This window comes from Agrobacterium sp. rho-13.3 (genome assembly GCF_033957765.2).
Lineage (GTDB): Bacteria > Pseudomonadota > Alphaproteobacteria > Rhizobiales > Rhizobiaceae > Agrobacterium.
Map to the genome: position 1 here is coordinate 2146303 of NZ_CP192774.1, position 15162 is coordinate 2161464.

Here is a 15162-nt window from a genome sequence, read left to right on the forward strand (position 1 = left end):
GCCGGGGCCAATACACGAACTGTAAGCGAATATTCTTGCCTTAAAAATCAGGCAGAAAGCTTCGCCAGAACTTCCTCAGAAACTTCGAAGTTCGAATAGACGTTCTGCACGTCATCATCGTCTTCAAGGTTGTCGATAAGCTTCATCAGCGATTGTGCTTTTTCTTCATCGACCGGCACGGTGTTCTGCGCCTTCCAGATGGACTTGACGCTATCAGCTTCGCCCAGCACGCCTTCCAGCGCTTTGGACACCTCGTTCATCGCTTCAAAACCGCAGATGATCGTGTGGCCATCTTCGCTGGATTCAACGTCGTCGGCACCGGCTTCGATGGCCGCCTCCATCACCGTGTCAGCATCGCCCACGCCCACCTTGTAGGTAATTTCACCGACGCGGTCGAAGGAGAAGGACACTGATCCGGTTTCGCCCAATGCGCCGCCAGCCTTGGTGAAGATGGAGCGGACGTTGGAGGCTGTGCGGTTGCGGTTGTCAGTCAGCGCTTCAACGATAACCGCCGTGCCACCGGGGCCGTAGCCTTCGTAACGTACGTAATCGTAGTTTTCAGCATCAGCACCCGACGCCTTCTTGATGGCGCGGTCGATGTTGTCCTTCGGCATCGATTGCGCCTTGGCGTTTTGCACCGCCAGACGCAACGCCGCATTCATGGTCACATCCGGCAAGCCAGACTTGGCAGCGACGGTGATTTCACGCGCAAGCTTGGAAAACATCTTCGAACGGATCGAATCCTGTTTTCCCTTACGATGCATGATGTTTTTGAACTGTGAATGGCCAGCCATGGCACCCCTGATCGGATCGTTTGTTTGGATTGTGGGCCTTATAATTGCGATAGCCCGGCTGTTCAAGCCCGTAACATCGCTTCTAAAGCGCGTTGCGATCTTTCGAAGGAACGGAAATGTCCTCCCGTCGTTTTGATTATGAAACAACGAGAAACTGTAAGGAGACGATTTCATGGTCAGTCTGAGTGAAGCACGCGAAGCCCCTGCCCGTCAGCTTTGGGACGAGATTAATTCCTTGCACGCTGGCATGCTTGGTCTTGAGGGTCTCCATAGCCACATGCAGCCAATGGCGCCGCACGCCGACCCCAAAACAAATACAATCTGGTTTTATACCAAGAAGGATTCACATCTTGTGCAATCTTTGAAATCCGGTGCACGCGCGCATTTCTGCGTCGTGGGCAAGGATCACGACTATCACGCTTCCCTGTCGGGCAAGCTGGAGGTGCGCGATGACAAAGCCAAGATCGAAGAATACTGGAATTCCGTCACCGCTGCCTGGTACGAACACGGCAAGAATGATCCGCAGCTGACAATGCTCGCCTTGCATGTGGATGACGCAGACATCTGGGCCTCCACAGACAGCACCCTGAAATTCGGCTGGGAAATCGCCAAGGCCAATTTGACGGATGATAAGACGCCAGATGTCGGCGTCAGACAGCACCTGGCATTCGCCTAAGCTACTCTTCCCCGTCAAACGCCAATTCACATGCCTTTCGGCACGAGGATTTGTGGTTGGCGGGGAAGGTTTTTCATGGACACTCTGATGATGGTATCGCTAGCGTAGGCAATCTTGAACTGCGCACCGAATGTCGAGAGGAATTGCTCCAAGGCGCTCGGCTGATGCATCGGCAAAATCAGCGCAGAGCGCAGCCGTTTGACGATCCGGCTCATACTGTCCGACCCCATCGTCAACCCACCATCCACCGGCACCATCAATACATCCAGACGCCCGATTTGCGCATATTGCGTTTCGGTCAACTCATAATGCAAATGCCCCAGATGGCCGATGCACAGACCAGCCACTTCAAAAATGAAAATCGAGTTGCCGTCTTTTTGAAGCAATCCGCCACCGCCCCATCGGTCGCGGATATCAGACGTGACATTGCGAATATAAACATCGCCGACTTGCAGCTTGTGTTCGGCTTTTTCACCCGGCACATCGCTCCAGCCATGCAGCGCATAGTGGATCGCCGGATCAGGATGCAGTGTGTAATGTGTGGAATGGGCGTTGTTCATCGTCACCACAGTGGGTGTGACCGGGGGACGGTACACACCATTATAATCCGTCGCGATAATGACGCCGCCGGGCGACTCGATCGTGTAAGTCGAGTGGCCGATATATTGTATCTTCACCTCTTCCTTCGCCGTCGTTTGTGCCAATTGCACATCGGAGGTTTTGAAACTGGCGAAGGTTACACCCGGAATATTTTGAGCGATGGCCTGGCATTGGCTGACGGGAGGGCGGCTGGGTTGTTGCTGGGCTTGGGCGGCGTTAAGGCCCAGCAAAAGTCCGAACAGTGTGAGCATGACCATGCGAAGCATCAACACCACTCCCAACAATGAGGTAAGTGCGGGCAGGATGCTGGAAGGTTTGCGGATCGTCCAGACGCAAGCGCAGGGCTGCGCTCACATTATCGTCATCAATATCCATCCACTTCCGTCACCCCGGACTAGATCCGGGGGCCAGTCTCCTTGCGTCTGCATGGAGACAAGACGCTTTCGCGCCGCAGACGCGACGCTGCCGGATTCCGGCTCAAGGCCGGAATGACGGACGATGGGCAGTTGATCACGCCCAGAACGCCGGAATCGTCTCAGCAAGCCTCGGCCCAAGCCGCAACGGCGCAATCCTCTCCGCAAGCCCGGTGCTATCCGATATCTCGACACCAACGCCGCAGATGGTCGCGGGTCCATTGGCGGCCTCGAAACGGCCCTTTGGCATTTTGGAAATGAACCGGTTGATCGGCTCTTCTTTTTCCATACCCAGCGAAGAATCATAATCCCCGCACATGCCCGCATCCGACATATAGGCGGTGCCGCCGTTCAGGATTTGCGCGTCCGCTGTTGGCACATGCGTATGGGTGCCCACAACAAAGCTGGCGCGGCCATCGACGAAATGCCCGAAGCATTGCTTTTCGCTGGTGGCTTCCGCGTGGAAATCGAAGATGATGGCATCGGCCTGCTCACCCAGCGGGCAGGCACCCAGAATGCTCTCTGCCGAGCTGAACGGGTCGTCCAATTCCGGATGCATGAACACACGGCCCATAATGTTCGCCACCAGCACACGCGCACCGTTGCGGGCATAAAACAGGCCGGAGCCTTTGCCTGGTGTTCCCTTGGGATAATTGGCTGGCCGTAGAAACTGGTCATGCCGCTCACAGAAGGATACTGCCTCTTTCTGGTCCCAGACGTGGTTGCCGGTCGTCACGACATCGGCACCGGCATTGATCGTTTCGAGATAAATCTCCTCGGTAATGCCAAAGCCGCCAGCCGCGTTCTCACCGTTGACAACAACGAAATCCAGCTTGAGATCAGAAATCAGTCCCGGAAGACGCTCCCACACCGCCGTGCGGCCCGTCTTGCCAACCATATCTCCCAGAAAAAGTAGTCTCATTCCGCCGTCCTGCACCTGAAAAAACGTATGCCGCTCTCGGTCAGAACAGCGTCCAGCGCCACGTCATGCGCTTCCGCGGGCACTGATGGCACTTCCTGGCAGTCGAATGCAATGCCGATAAGGGTCGGATTCAGCCCTTTTGCATGCAATCTGGCAATTGCACGGTCATAATGCCCCGCGCCGTAGCCGATCCGATGGCCATTTGCGTCGAATGCAGACAGCGGCACCAGCAATATTTGCGGGTCCAGCACGGCGGCATTCTCATCCGGCCCGGTGGTGCCGAAGCCGGTTTTCACCAATTCTGCACCTTTTGCGAATTCACGAAACACGATGGTTTCGCGATCCAGAATAACCGGCAGACAGATGCGTGCGCGCTTTTTGCGCAGACCATCCATCAAAGGCCGCAAATCTGCCTCGGAGCGGATGGGCAGGAAACCTGAAACAATCGTTCCCGCAGCAGGGGTCAGCGCATCCGCGCCCTTGGTGGAAATCTCAAGACTTTTGGATTGCCGCTCTTCAACAGAAAGAGCGTCCCGCGAGGCGAGACGCTCAATCCTAATCTGTGCTTTGCTCAGATGATCAGAAACCATCAGGCCGCCCGGCTGACCAGAACCTTGTCAATCCGGTGCCCGTCCAGGTCGATCACTTCAAAGCGCCAGCCATTGCGGGTTACGTGTTCGCCAAGTTCCGGCAAACGGCGGAACTCGTCCAGCACCAGACCGGCGACCGTTTCGAATTCGGCATCGCCAGAAATCTGGAAGCCCATACGGTCGGCAAACTCGTCGGCTGGCATCCAGCCCGCCACTAGGAAGCTGCCATCTTCGCGCTCCACCATGGCCGGTTCTTCGCCATCATCTTCCTGAAATGCGCCGGTAATGGCTTCCAGAACGTCGCCAGAGCTGATGATGCCTTCGAAATGGCCGTACTCGTCGTAAACCAGAACCATGTGAACGGTCGAACGGCGCAGCGACTGAATAACATCCACGGCGCTGGTCAGATCCGAAACCACCGGAACCTCACGCAGCAATTCCCGGACATTCAGTTCCTTGCCAGATGCAAGCGCATCGAATGCATCCTTGGCAAAAAGAACGCCGAGAATCTCATCCGAACCGCCATTACGCACTGGCAAGCGAGAACGCTGGGTTGCGCGCAACTGCTCACGGATTTCTTCTGCCGTATCCTCGATATCCACCACTTCCACATCGCGGCGTGGCGTCATCAGACCACGGGCGTTGCGGTCGGCCAGTCGCATAACGCTGGTCAACATGGCGGATTCTTCGCTCTCGATCACACCGGCGCTATGGGCCTCTGCCAGAACCGTGCGAATTTCATCGTCGGTCACAGAGTTGTTCGACTGGCCGCTATGACCCAGCAGCGCAAGAATGAGCTTGCCGGAGCGATCCAGCAACCACACCAAAGGCGCGCCCACTCTGGACAGCATAATCATGGTCGGCGAAACCCGCACGGCAACCTTTTCAGGATCACGCAGGGCGATCTGCTTGGGCACCAGTTCGCCAACGATCAGCGAGAGATAGGTAATGGCAACGACCACGAGGCCAACACCAATGGCATCGGCCGCACGGTCCGGCACGCCCTGTTCCAAAAGCCATCCGGTAAAACGCGCACCAAGCGTCGCACCAGAGAATGCGCCCGACAAAACGCCAACAAGCGTAATACCGATCTGCACTGTGGACAGAAAACGTCCGGGATTTTCGGAAAGAGTGAGGGCCATTTTGGCCCCTCTGCTGCCTTGAGCGGCGAGCACTTTGAGCCTCGCCGGTCTCGAGGAAACGACGGCAAGCTCGGACATGGCAAGCACACCGTTCAAGACGGTGAGCAGAACCACGATCATAATTTCAGTAAACAAGTTTAGCTCTTCTGGGCTGTTGAACGGCATGTCGCGGTTGCAACCGCAATCGCCATGGTTGAAGCGGGAACGGACATACCAACGAGAATAATAGGGAATTGTTCCGCCAATGCAATGACCAGCATCCCAAATAATCAAGCCATACAGCCAGTTTCATAACGAGCTGAGATAAAAACCTGCACGCAGAATGTGAAGGTGCGATCCGCGGCAACCGATGGAGTTTTACGATCCTGGGTGCCTACAAACGTAGGTGGGCGCCGTGTGTCCAGCCCCACGGGACTGGCCAGGGACAGCTCCCTTTGGATCGAGTATGGCCCCAGGGATTGTGGTTCCTGTCGAGAGGCGCAGAACGCACCTTCTATATAGGATGGTTCTATGAATTGCGGAAGGGGTAACAGGCGGGAATATTGTGTTTGAGAGTTAATTCACGACAGGCTTTGGTCGTGCCACCAGCTTTTCCGTAATGCCATTCAGTTGCGCGGAAAGCGTGGAGATCGCATTCACCAGCAATTCGTCACTTTTTGCTTTGCTTTGCGCGGCACCATCGCTGGTTTTTTGCAGCGTTGCAATTTGGGCTTCGAGTGTCTCGATTTTGCGCGACAACTCCGACATTTCATCGGTAATCATGATGCCGGCCATAACAGTCACGCGCAGATCACCGATTTCGCCGAACTGGCTTTTCAAATGGCCGACATAGCGGTCAAACTGGCTGGCAAGATCGGTCAGGTGATCTTCCTGCCCCGCTTCGCACGCCATGCGATACGCCTTGCCATCGATCATCACCGTCACTTGAGCCATGATTTAATGTCCTTATCGGTCCAGCACGGCGCGGATAGTTTCCATCGCCGTCACCAGACGGCGCGAAACTTCGCGGTTGACTTCTTCGAGGCGATTGGCACGAAATTGCGATTGGTCAAGCTCCTGCGCCAGCCGTGCACGGTCTACATGCACACGCTTCACTTCGCTTTCCACTTCGCCATTTTCGCGCTGGCGCTCAATGCGCATATCAATAGCGTTTTCGAGGCTATTGATGGCGGAGCCTAGCTCCGACAGCGCGACGTGTATGGTTTTTTCCGCCGTCATCGTTTCTTCCAAACCGCAGGGAGCCAAGCCGAATCGTTATTGCTTGGTGTCAATCAGGGCCACTACACGATATGACTCGATTAACCCTCACGTCAATCAAACCAATACATTCAAGCACTTTGCGCTGTGGATGAATGCAGCACCGGAACGGCGTGAAGATGGCTGCTGCGGAAATATGGCCGGAACATGAAATGATTTTTGTTGCCGATCGAACCGCAATCCGCCCCGGTTTTATTGACTCATGCGCCCTACCTGCTATGGATCAACCCGCTTTTTGGATAGTCATAATGGCTATCTCCTATCACCCGGAACAGACGGAAAAGCCATGATTTCTCGCGACAAACACGACCGGATGGCCAATGCAATCCGCTTTCTTGCCATGGACGCTGTGGAGAAGGCCAATTCTGGCCACCCCGGCCTGCCATTGGGCGCAGCGGATGTCGCCACGGTTCTCTTCACACGCTACCTGAAGTTTGATCCGAAGGCCTGGCAGTGGCCAGACCGCGACCGATTCGTGCTGTCCGCAGGTCACGGCTCCATGCTGCTTTATTCGCTCCTGTATCTAACAGGCTACGAGGACATGACGATTGACGAGATCAAGCGTTTCCGTCAGCTCGGTTCCAAGACAGCGGGCCACCCGGAATATCACCACGCCACCGGCATTGAAACAACAACCGGCCCGCTCGGTCAGGGCATTGCCAATGCTGTCGGCATGGCCATTGCCGAACGTAAGCTGGAAGAAGAATTCGGCTCCGACCTTCAGAGCCACTTTACCTATGCACTGTGCGGTGATGGTTGCCTGATGGAAGGCATCAGCCACGAAGCGATTGCGCTTGCTGGCCACCTGAAGCTCAACAAGCTCGTTCTGTTCTGGGATGACAACAACATCACCATCGATGGCGAACTTGGCCTGTCGGACTCGACCGACCAGATTGCCCGCTTCAAGGCCGTCAACTGGAACACCATTAAGATCGATGGTCACGACCCGGAGGCAATTTCTGCCGCCATCGAAGCCGCACACGCATCCGACCGCCCAACCTTCATCGCCTGCAAAACCATCATTGGTTTCGGCGCACCAAACAAGCAGGGCACGCACAAGGTTCACGGCAATCCGCTGGGTGCCGAAGAAATCGCCGCAGCCCGCAAGTCGCTGAACTGGGAAGCAGACGCTTTCGTCATTCCAGAAGACGTGCTCGACGCATGGCGTCTGGCCGGTCTGCGCTCCACCAAGACCCGTCAGGATTGGGAAGCCCGCCTCGAAGCCACCGAAGCCGACAAGAAAGCCGAATTCAAGCGCCGCTTTGCTGGCGATCTAACCGGCAACTTCGACAGCTCCATCGACACGTTCAAGAAGAAGATTGCCGCCAACAACCCAACGGTTGCCACGCGCAAGGCTTCTGAGGACACACTTGAGGTCGTCAACGGCATTCTCTTGGAAACCATTGGTGGTTCTGCCGACCTGACACCATCCAACAACACCAAGACCAGCCAGATGAAGTCGATCACACCGACAGACTTCTCGGGCCGTTACCTGCACTACGGCATTCGCGAACACGGCATGGCTGCCGCCATGAACGGCATCGCGCTGCACGGCGGTCTTATTCCTTACGCCGGTGGCTTCATGATCTTCTCGGATTATTGCCGCCCGTCCATCCGTCTGGCTGCTCTGATGGGCATCCGCGTCGTCCACGTTCTGACGCATGACAGCATCGGCGTTGGCGAAGACGGCCCGACCCACCAGCCGGTCGAACAGATTGCAGCACTGCGCGCCATTCCAAACCTTCTGGTTTTCCGCCCTGCGGATGAAACGGAAACGGCAGAATCCTGGCAGATCGCGTTGCACGAAAAGCACCGCCCGTCGGCGCTGGCCCTTACCCGCCAGAACCTGACACCGGCCCGCAAGGAATATGAAGAAAAGAACCTTGTCGCTTACGGCGCCTACGAGCTTGTCTCGGCCAGCGATGCCAAGGTGTCCATCTTCGCCTCCGGCTCGGAAGTTGAAATCGCCTTGAAGGCTGCGGCAGACCTGAAGGTCAAGGGCATTTCCACCCGCGTCGTTTCCGTTCCCTGCTTCGAACTCTTCAAGGAACAGCCAGAAACGTATCGCAAGGCCATCATCGGCAATTCGCCGGTCAAGATTGGTGTTGAAGCCGCCATTCGTCAGGGCTGGGATTATTTCATCGGCAATGACGGCGCATTTGTCGGCATGCACTCCTTCGGTGCTTCTGCCCCTGCGAAGGATCTGTACGCCCAGTTCGGCATCACCGCAGACGCTGTGGTCGCTGCCGCCGAAGCGAAGTTGGGTTAAGGGCTTCCAGCCCTTTCCTTTCCATACAAAATCGAAAATATTGATCGGGAGTAGTACATGACTGTAAAAGTTGCCATCAACGGTTTTGGCCGCATCGGCCGCAACGTCCTTCGCGCCATCGTGGAGTCCGGCCGCACCGACATCGAAGTCGTTGCCATCAACGACCTTGGACCTGTTGAAACCAACGCTCACCTGCTGCGCTACGACAGCATCCACGGCAGGTTCCCTGCGGAGGTAAAGGTCGAGGGCGACACGATCACCGTGGGTGGCGGCAAGCCAATCAAGGTCACGGCAGTTCGCGATCCGGCACAGTTGCCACACAAGGAACTCGGCGTTGATATCGCGCTGGAATGCACAGGCATTTTTGTCGCTCGTGACAAGGCTGCTGCCCACCTCACCGCAGGTGCCAAGCGCGTTATCATCTCGGCTCCGGCTGAAGGCGCAGACCTGACGGTCGTGTTCGGCGTCAACCATGACCAGCTGACGAAGGATCACCTCGTCATCTCCAACGCATCCTGCACCACCAACTGCCTCGTGCCCGTTGTGAAGGTTCTGGACGACGTGCTTGGTATCGACCACGGCTTCATGACCACCATCCACTCCTACACCGGCGACCAGCCAACGCTGGACACCATGCACAAGGATCTGTACCGCGCCCGCGCCGCAGCCCTGTCCATGATCCCAACGTCCACTGGCGCTGCAAAGGCTGTTGGCCTTGTGTTGCCGCACCTGAAGGGCAAGCTGGACGGCACATCCATCCGCGTTCCAACGCCAAACGTCTCGGTCGTTGACTTCAAGTTTGTGGCCAAGAAGTCCACAACAGTGGAAGAAATCAACGAAGCCATCAAGGCTGCCTCCAACGGCCAGCTCAAGGGCATCCTCGGCTACACGGACGAGCCGCTGGTATCGCGTGACTTCAACCACGACAGCCACTCGTCGATCTTCGCGACAGACCAGACCAAGGTTCTGGAAGGCAACTTCGTTCGCATCCTGACCTGGTACGACAACGAGTGGGGCTTCTCCAACCGCATGTCCGACACAGCCGTGGCCTTCGCAAAGACCATCTGATTTGCTGATTGCAAATAAACAACCCGGCGGGAGCAATCCCGCCGGGTTTTGTTTTTTAAGTCTGCGACCATGGGCGCAAGACCACGATAAAAGAATTGTATTCCTATTATTGTCGGGTCAGTTAAGCGCCGTTTTCTGATCGAGTAGCTTCCCCTTGAAGGGAGCGACGTGAATCTCTCCTTCACGCTTGCGAGCCTCAGCAATATCAAAACTGTTCTGCATTCTCATGAGCGTGTCCATCGAAACACCGAATGCTTTTTCGATCCGCAACGCCATTTCCGACGAAAGATGGGAACGTTCATTCAGCAGGGCCGACAAAGCCGCTCGGGTAATACCGAGAACTTGCGCCGCGTTCGTGACAGACAGCCCAAGCGGCGCGATAATCTCACTTTTAATGAAACCGCCGGGATGAGCGGGGTTTTTCAGACGGATGCCTTGCATCGTACTCATAGCCACCTCCTAGTGGTAATCTTCATAGTCCAGATCGACGATTTCGATTTCGGCTTGATCGATCCGGAGCGTGATCCGCCAGTTTTTGGTTACGAACAGACTCCAGGTGCCTTTACGATCGCCTGTGAGCTGATGAGCCTTCCAACTGGGAACCGTTCGCAACTCATCTTCCCGTTCCATATCCTGAAGGAAAGAAACGATGCGAAGGAGTTTCGGCACCACGGTCGCCTGCAAGCCCGTCGCGTCATCATCTTCGATCAAACGGCGCAAACCTTTATGGACCACATCTCGGATTCTCATGGACTATCACTAACAAACGACCTGAAAAGCGTCAAGCTACACTATACACCAAGTTCTTCACATTGCCGCTTACGTCCCTGTATGGATCACAAGGATAATTTTTCCCTCATCCCGCCTTGCTCTGGTCCATTTTGATACGGAAAAATCAATCCTAGGGATTCGGTCGTGTGCCATGCGTATCGTGCCCTGCCGTATCATTCGATACACCCCGCCTTGCCCTGCCCCGCGCATCACTCGTTGCGTCGAGCCGTCCAAAACGTGGCGCATTGACTGCTGATGTGCAGCGCATGATCTGCGAGCGACCTTTTATAAAAGGACGTTGCGTGGATTCGTTTTATTTATTGCTGCTCGTCGCAACCGTCCTCGTTCTTGTCGCGGCCTTTTCCAGCCTCATTGCTTTTCGCTTCGGCGCGCCGCTGCTGCTGCTGTTTTTGATGATTGGTCTCGCCGCCGGCACGGATGGGCTGGGCATTCACTTCAGCAACAATCCGCTGGCCTATATGCTGGGTTCGCTGGTGCTGGCCGTCATCCTGTTTGATTCCGGTTTCGGCACCTCCATCCAGTCACTCAGGCTGTCCGCCGGTCCCTCTATTTCTTTAGCCACAGTCGGCGTTGTGCTGACCTCGGTTTTCTTCGCCGGTGCGGCAGCGCTTCTGCTTGGCCTTTCATGGCTGGAAGGACTGTTGCTCGGCTCCATCGTCGCCTCCACAGATGCGGCAGCCGTCTTCTTCCTGCTGCGCATTGGCGGCATTCACATTCGCGATCAGGTGCGCTCGACGCTGGAGGTCGAGTCCGGCACAAACGATCCGATGGCAATTTTCCTGACTATTGCTTTGGTGGAAGTGGTCTCGAAAGGCCAAGGGCTTGCCGGTTTCGACAGCAGCTTCCTACTTCTCTTCCTCAAGGAAATGGGGCTTGGCATTATTTTCGGTGTGCTCGGCGGGGTGATGATCGTCAATGTGGTCAACCGTTTTGCCGTAGACAGGGGCTTGGTGCCGATCCTCGTTCTGGCGCTGGCACTGCTGGTCTTTTCCTTCACCGGCGCGTTGCACGGCAGCGGATTTCTCGCGGTTTATGTCGCGGGCATCGTCGCGGGCAACCGCAAGATTATTGCCAAAGGTGCGATCCGTCGTTTCCATGAAGGCATGACATGGCTGGCGCAGATCATCATGTTCCTGATGCTTGGCCTTCTCGCCACACCGTCGCAATTCCCGGCCATCATTGTGCCTGCCGTGTTGCTGGCCCTGTTCCTCATCTTCATCGCAAGACCGCTGGCCGTGTGGTTGAGCCTGATGCCCTTCAACTATACCCAGCAGGAAACAACCTTTGTCGCATGGGTCGGCCTGCGCGGGGCTGTGTCCATTCTTCTTGCCATTCTGCCAGCGCTCGGCGGGTTGGAAGGGGCCGAAACCTATTTCAATGCCGCCTTCATCATCGTGCTGGTATCGCTTCTTTTGCAAGGCTGGACCATCAAACCCGTCGCCACCCGCCTCGGCCTCATCGTGCCGCCACGCATGGGCGATGTAGACAAGCTGGAAGTGGATTTGCCCGGCACCGCCAACCACGAACTGATTTCCTACCGCGTCGCCAGGGGCAGTGCCATTCTGCAAGGCGAACGCATTCCCCGCTGGGCCATGCCATCGCTGGTGGTGCGGGACGGCAAATCCATTCGTTACCAATATGCAGGTCGGTTGCGGGAAAACGATCTGGTGTATCTCTTCGTCATACCCAGCTACTCGCGCCTGCTGGACCGGCTGTTTGCCAGTGCCAAACCCGTGACGGAAGACGATGCGGACCTGTTCGGCACCTTCGCCATCTCTCCACAGCGCCCCGCCAAAGAATTCGATGCTTCTTACGGCCCCGGCCTGATTTCCATACAGGAACAATCACTCACGATTGCCGAACTCATCGCAGCCCGCCTTGGTGGCAAGGCAGAATATGCCGACCGCGTGCGACTCGGTTCGCTCGTCCTGATCGTGCGTGATCTGGATGAAAACCACGCAATTTCCAGTGTCGGCATTTCGCTGGAGCCGGTTGAACCCGCCACCGCACTGCCCGTCTTCATCAGTCTCAAAGACATCATCCAGCGGACCCGCACGCATTTTGCGCAAAAGCGGCAGCCACGTAAAACCTCAGCGGAAAATGATCTCTAACCGGCTTGCACCCACGTCCAAGCATAGTATGGTCGCCCGCGAAGCCATTCCTTTTTAAACGAAAATCAGGATCGACATATGCCCGCCTTCAAGACCCTTGATCACCTCACCGACATTTCCGGAAAGCGCGTTCTGGTTCGCGTCGATCTCAACGTGCCGGTTGCTGACGGCAAGGTCACGGACAAGACCCGTATCGAGCGCGTAGCGCCGACGATCCTCGAACTGTCGGCAAAAGGTGCAAAAGTCATTCTGCTCGCCCATTTTGGTCGCCCCAAGGGTGAGCCAGTGGCTGACATGTCGCTGTCCCTCATCACCTCGGCAGTGTCAGACGTTCTCGGCCATGAAGTTCATTTCGCCTCGGATGCCATCGGGGCACCTGCCGCAGATGCCGTCGCAAAGCTGAACAATGGTGACATTCTTCTTCTGGAAAACACCCGTTTCCACAAGGGCGAAGAAAATAACGATGCCGACTTCGTGGCAGAGCTGGCGAAGAACGGTGATATCTACATCAACGACGCCTTCTCCGCCGCCCACCGAGCCCACGCCTCCACGGAAGGTCTTGCCCGCCACCTGCCCGCTTACGCTGGCCGCACCATGCAGGCAGAGCTTGAAGCACTGGAAAAAGGCCTCGGAGCACCCGTCCGCCCTGTCGTTGCCATCGTCGGCGGCGCCAAGGTGTCCAGCAAGATCGACCTCTTGATGAACCTCGTGAAAAAGGTTGATGCGCTGGTGATCGGCGGTGGCATGGCCAACACCTTCCTCGCCGCCCGCGGCACCCATGTCGGCAAATCACTCTGCGAACATGACCTTGCCGAAACCGCAAAGCAGATCATGATCGAAGCCGCCACCGCTGGCTGCGCGATCGTTCTGCCGGAAGACGGCGTCATCGCCCGCGAATTCAAGGCCAACGCAGACAACGAGATCGTCGATATCAACGCCATCCCGGACGATGCAATGGTTCTCGATGTCGGTCCAAAATCGGTCGAGGCCATCAAGGGCTGGATTTCCCGCGCCGAAACACTGGTTTGGAACGGCCCGCTCGGCGCCTTCGAAATCGCGCCGTTCGACACGGCAACGGTTGCCGCCGCGCAATATGCGGCAGAACGCACAAAGTCAGGCAATCTCGTCTCCGTCGCTGGCGGCGGTGATACCGTTGCCGCGCTGAACCACGCAGGCGTCGCAGATGACTTCACCTACATCTCGACCGCTGGCGGCGCGTTCCTGGAATGGATGGAAGGTAAAGTCCTCCCCGGCGTCGCCGTTTTGACCGAACAAAAATAAGCGATCACGTTTTTTATAGAAATCTCAGAGAAAGCCGGGCAATATCATCATGTGTCCGGCTTTTAAATTTTTTAAAGATTTATAAAACTTTCAAACGATTGAAACGAATTCAATCGTTTCAATGATTTAGCCCGCCATTTTCCTGCCTAAGAACATCTGTTATCCCGGATAAATTGTGCCAAGGGAGATTGAAAATGACAGAGCGTCTTGAAGATATTGCAGTGACAATGGTTGCCAACGGCAAGGGTCTGCTGGCTGCGGACGAATCTACCGGCACCATCAAAAAGCGGTTTGACAGCATCAATCTGGAATCGACGGAGACCAGCCGCCGCGATTATCGCGAAATGCTGTTCCGCACAGACGATGCCATGACCAAGTGCATTTCCGGTGTCATTCTTTACGAGGAAACGCTGTTTCAGAAAGCCGCAGATGGCACGGCCTTCGTAGACATCATCAAAGCTGCGGGCAGCATTCCCGGCATCAAGGTCGATACCGGCGCAAAGCCTCAAGCATATTTTCCGGGTGAAACCGTCACCGAAGGTCTTGATGGCCTCGCAGACCGCCTCAAGACGTATTATGACGCCGGTGCCCGTTTCGCCAAGTGGCGCGGCGTCATCAACATCGGTGATGGCCTGCCCACATGGGGCTCCATCAAGGCGGATTCGCAGGCACTCGCCCGTTATGCCGCCCTTTGCCAGCAAGCGGGCATCGTGCCGATTGTCGAGCCCGAGGTGCTGATGGACGGCCAACCCGGTACCCACAGCATCGACCGCTGCGCTGAGGTGACCGAATGGGTTCTGCGCACCGTCTTTACCGATCTTTACGATGCTCGCGTCAACCTGGAAGGCATGATCCTGAAGCCGAACATGGTCATTGATGGCAAAAACGCCCGCAAAGCCTCCGTTGCCGAAGTGGCCGAAAAGACGATCAAAGTCTTGAAGGCCACCGTGCCCTCAGCCGTTCCGGGCGTGGCTTTCCTCTCTGGTGGCCAGTCCGCAGAAGAAGCAACCGCACATCTCTCCGCCATGAACAGCGGTTACGACCTGCCATGGTCCCTCACCTTCTCTTACGGTCGCGCGCTTCAGGATGCAGCGCTAAAAACATGGGGCGGCAAACCGGAAAACATCGCGGCTGGCCAACGCGCCTTCCGCCACCGCGCCGAAATGAACAGACTGGCTGCACTTGGCACATGGAAACAGGACTCAGAAAAAGCCGCCTGAGCTTTCATGCCCTAGCCACGATCCAGA

At 56.2% G+C, this 15162-nt stretch carries 16 protein-coding genes and 1 other RNA gene; 7 read left to right on the forward strand and 10 right to left on the reverse strand.

Going from position 1 to position 15162, the window contains the following annotated elements:
- Positions 1-47 precede the first annotated feature (47 nt).
- Positions 48-794 carry a YebC/PmpR family DNA-binding transcriptional regulator gene (locus RMR16_RS10680; protein WP_320198246.1) on the reverse strand — a complete coding sequence of 249 codons (747 nt, stop codon included), beginning with the start codon at positions 792-794 and terminating at the stop codon, positions 48-50.
- A gap of 172 nt (positions 795-966) precedes the next feature.
- Here RMR16_RS10680 and RMR16_RS10685 point away from each other — a divergent pair, with 172 nt between their 5' ends.
- Positions 967-1470 carry a pyridoxamine 5'-phosphate oxidase family protein gene (locus RMR16_RS10685; RefSeq protein ID WP_320198245.1) on the forward strand — a complete coding sequence of 168 codons (504 nt, stop codon included), beginning with the start codon at positions 967-969 and terminating at the stop codon, positions 1468-1470.
- A 26-nt stretch (positions 1471-1496) separates the two neighbouring features.
- Here RMR16_RS10685 and RMR16_RS10690 read toward each other — a convergent pair whose 3' ends face one another.
- The 7 genes from RMR16_RS10690 to RMR16_RS10720 form a co-directional block, all read right to left on the reverse strand.
- Complete coding sequence (locus RMR16_RS10690; RefSeq protein ID WP_320198244.1) at positions 1497-2339, reverse strand: MBL fold metallo-hydrolase; 843 nt, start codon at positions 2337-2339, stop codon at positions 1497-1499.
- Between the two features lie 241 nt (positions 2340-2580).
- On the reverse strand, positions 2581-3405 hold the full coding sequence (locus RMR16_RS10695; RefSeq protein WP_320198243.1) for a TIGR00282 family metallophosphoesterase: 825 nt from the start codon (positions 3403-3405) through the stop codon (positions 2581-2583).
- Positions 3402-3995: a 5-formyltetrahydrofolate cyclo-ligase gene (locus RMR16_RS10700; RefSeq protein ID WP_320198242.1), complete on the reverse strand. Its 594-nt coding sequence runs from the start codon at positions 3993-3995 to the stop codon at positions 3402-3404. Before RMR16_RS10700 ends, RMR16_RS10695 begins: the two co-directional genes overlap by 4 nt.
- Entirely contained in the window at positions 3995-5257 is a 1263-nt protein-coding gene (locus tag RMR16_RS10705) for a hemolysin family protein (protein ID WP_320198537.1), read from the reverse strand. Before RMR16_RS10705 ends, RMR16_RS10700 begins: the two co-directional genes overlap by 1 nt.
- Before the next feature lie 210 nt (positions 5258-5467).
- A non-coding RNA gene (gene ssrS / locus RMR16_RS10710) (6S RNA) lies at positions 5468-5626 on the reverse strand.
- Between the two features lie 66 nt (positions 5627-5692).
- The gene (locus tag RMR16_RS10715; RefSeq protein ID WP_320198241.1) at positions 5693-6070 is read right to left on the reverse strand and encodes a cell division protein ZapA; all 378 of its coding nucleotides are present in this window, start codon (positions 6068-6070) and stop codon (positions 5693-5695) included.
- A 12-nt stretch (positions 6071-6082) separates the two neighbouring features.
- Positions 6083-6355, reverse strand: a complete 273-nt coding sequence (locus RMR16_RS10720) for a DUF4164 domain-containing protein (RefSeq protein ID WP_320198240.1) — start codon at positions 6353-6355, stop codon at positions 6083-6085.
- Between the two features lie 158 nt (positions 6356-6513).
- Between RMR16_RS10720 and RMR16_RS10725 the strand changes: the two genes are divergently transcribed.
- From RMR16_RS10725 to gap, 3 genes are read left to right on the forward strand one after another with little or no spacing between them, the layout of a single operon-like run.
- Positions 6514-6684: a hypothetical protein gene (locus RMR16_RS10725; RefSeq protein WP_320198239.1), complete on the forward strand. Its 171-nt coding sequence runs from the start codon at positions 6514-6516 to the stop codon at positions 6682-6684.
- On the forward strand, positions 6681-8663 hold the full coding sequence (gene tkt, locus RMR16_RS10730) for a transketolase (RefSeq protein WP_320198238.1): 1983 nt from the start codon (positions 6681-6683) through the stop codon (positions 8661-8663). Before RMR16_RS10725 ends, tkt begins: the two co-directional genes overlap by 4 nt.
- 57 nt (positions 8664-8720) lie before the next feature.
- Positions 8721-9731: a type I glyceraldehyde-3-phosphate dehydrogenase gene (gene gap, locus RMR16_RS10735; RefSeq protein WP_320198237.1), complete on the forward strand. Its 1011-nt coding sequence runs from the start codon at positions 8721-8723 to the stop codon at positions 9729-9731.
- Between the two features lie 117 nt (positions 9732-9848).
- Here the strand turns inward: gap and RMR16_RS10740 are convergent, their stop codons facing one another.
- Complete coding sequence (locus RMR16_RS10740; RefSeq protein WP_320198236.1) at positions 9849-10181, reverse strand: HigA family addiction module antitoxin; 333 nt, start codon at positions 10179-10181, stop codon at positions 9849-9851.
- Positions 10182-10190: 9 nt separating this feature from the next.
- A complete protein-coding gene (locus RMR16_RS10745; RefSeq protein WP_432353574.1) occupies positions 10191-10442 on the reverse strand; it encodes a type II toxin-antitoxin system RelE/ParE family toxin in 252 nt (83 codons plus the stop codon).
- A gap of 326 nt (positions 10443-10768) precedes the next feature.
- On the opposite strand from RMR16_RS10745, the gene RMR16_RS10750 reads away from it, so the two are divergent.
- The 3 genes from RMR16_RS10750 to RMR16_RS10760 all read left to right on the forward strand — a co-directional run bounded on the left by RMR16_RS10750 (position 10769) and on the right by RMR16_RS10760 (position 15135).
- The gene (locus tag RMR16_RS10750) at positions 10769-12634 is read left to right on the forward strand and encodes a potassium/proton antiporter (protein WP_320198536.1); all 1866 of its coding nucleotides are present in this window, start codon (positions 10769-10771) and stop codon (positions 12632-12634) included.
- Between the two features lie 78 nt (positions 12635-12712).
- A complete protein-coding gene (locus RMR16_RS10755; protein ID WP_320198234.1) occupies positions 12713-13915 on the forward strand; it encodes a phosphoglycerate kinase in 1203 nt (400 codons plus the stop codon).
- Between the two features lie 194 nt (positions 13916-14109).
- Positions 14110-15135, forward strand: coding sequence for a class I fructose-bisphosphate aldolase (locus RMR16_RS10760; protein ID WP_320198233.1), 1026 nt, complete (start codon positions 14110-14112; stop codon positions 15133-15135).
- Positions 15136-15162 lie beyond the last annotated feature (27 nt).

What these genes read in the sequence shown, in the direction of transcription:
- RMR16_RS10680 (WP_320198246.1), bottom strand. Translation starts at nt 794, where the DNA reads ATGGCTGGCCATTCACAGTTCAAAAACATCATGCATCGTAAGGGAAAA.
- RMR16_RS10685 (WP_320198245.1), top strand. Translation starts at nt 967, where the DNA reads ATGGTCAGTCTGAGTGAAGCACGCGAAGCCCCTGCCCGTCAGCTTTGG.
- RMR16_RS10695 (WP_320198243.1), bottom strand. Translation starts at nt 3,405, where the DNA reads ATGAGACTACTTTTTCTGGGAGATATGGTTGGCAAGACGGGCCGCACG.
- RMR16_RS10700 (WP_320198242.1), bottom strand. Translation starts at nt 3,995, where the DNA reads ATGGTTTCTGATCATCTGAGCAAAGCACAGATTAGGATTGAGCGTCTC.
- RMR16_RS10705 (WP_320198537.1), bottom strand. Translation starts at nt 5,257, where the DNA reads ATGATCGTGGTTCTGCTCACCGTCTTGAACGGTGTGCTTGCCATGTCC.
- RMR16_RS10715 (WP_320198241.1), bottom strand. Translation starts at nt 6,070, where the DNA reads ATGGCTCAAGTGACGGTGATGATCGATGGCAAGGCGTATCGCATGGCG.
- RMR16_RS10720 (WP_320198240.1), bottom strand. Translation starts at nt 6,355, where the DNA reads ATGACGGCGGAAAAAACCATACACGTCGCGCTGTCGGAGCTAGGCTCC.
- RMR16_RS10725 (WP_320198239.1), top strand. Translation starts at nt 6,514, where the DNA reads ATGGCTGCTGCGGAAATATGGCCGGAACATGAAATGATTTTTGTTGCC.
- tkt (WP_320198238.1), top strand. Translation starts at nt 6,681, where the DNA reads ATGATTTCTCGCGACAAACACGACCGGATGGCCAATGCAATCCGCTTT.
- gap (WP_320198237.1), top strand. Translation starts at nt 8,721, where the DNA reads ATGACTGTAAAAGTTGCCATCAACGGTTTTGGCCGCATCGGCCGCAAC.
- RMR16_RS10740 (WP_320198236.1), bottom strand. Translation starts at nt 10,181, where the DNA reads ATGAGTACGATGCAAGGCATCCGTCTGAAAAACCCCGCTCATCCCGGC.
- RMR16_RS10750 (WP_320198536.1), top strand. Translation starts at nt 10,769, where the DNA reads ATGATCTGCGAGCGACCTTTTATAAAAGGACGTTGCGTGGATTCGTTT.
- RMR16_RS10755 (WP_320198234.1), top strand. Translation starts at nt 12,713, where the DNA reads ATGCCCGCCTTCAAGACCCTTGATCACCTCACCGACATTTCCGGAAAG.
- RMR16_RS10760 (WP_320198233.1), top strand. Translation starts at nt 14,110, where the DNA reads ATGACAGAGCGTCTTGAAGATATTGCAGTGACAATGGTTGCCAACGGC.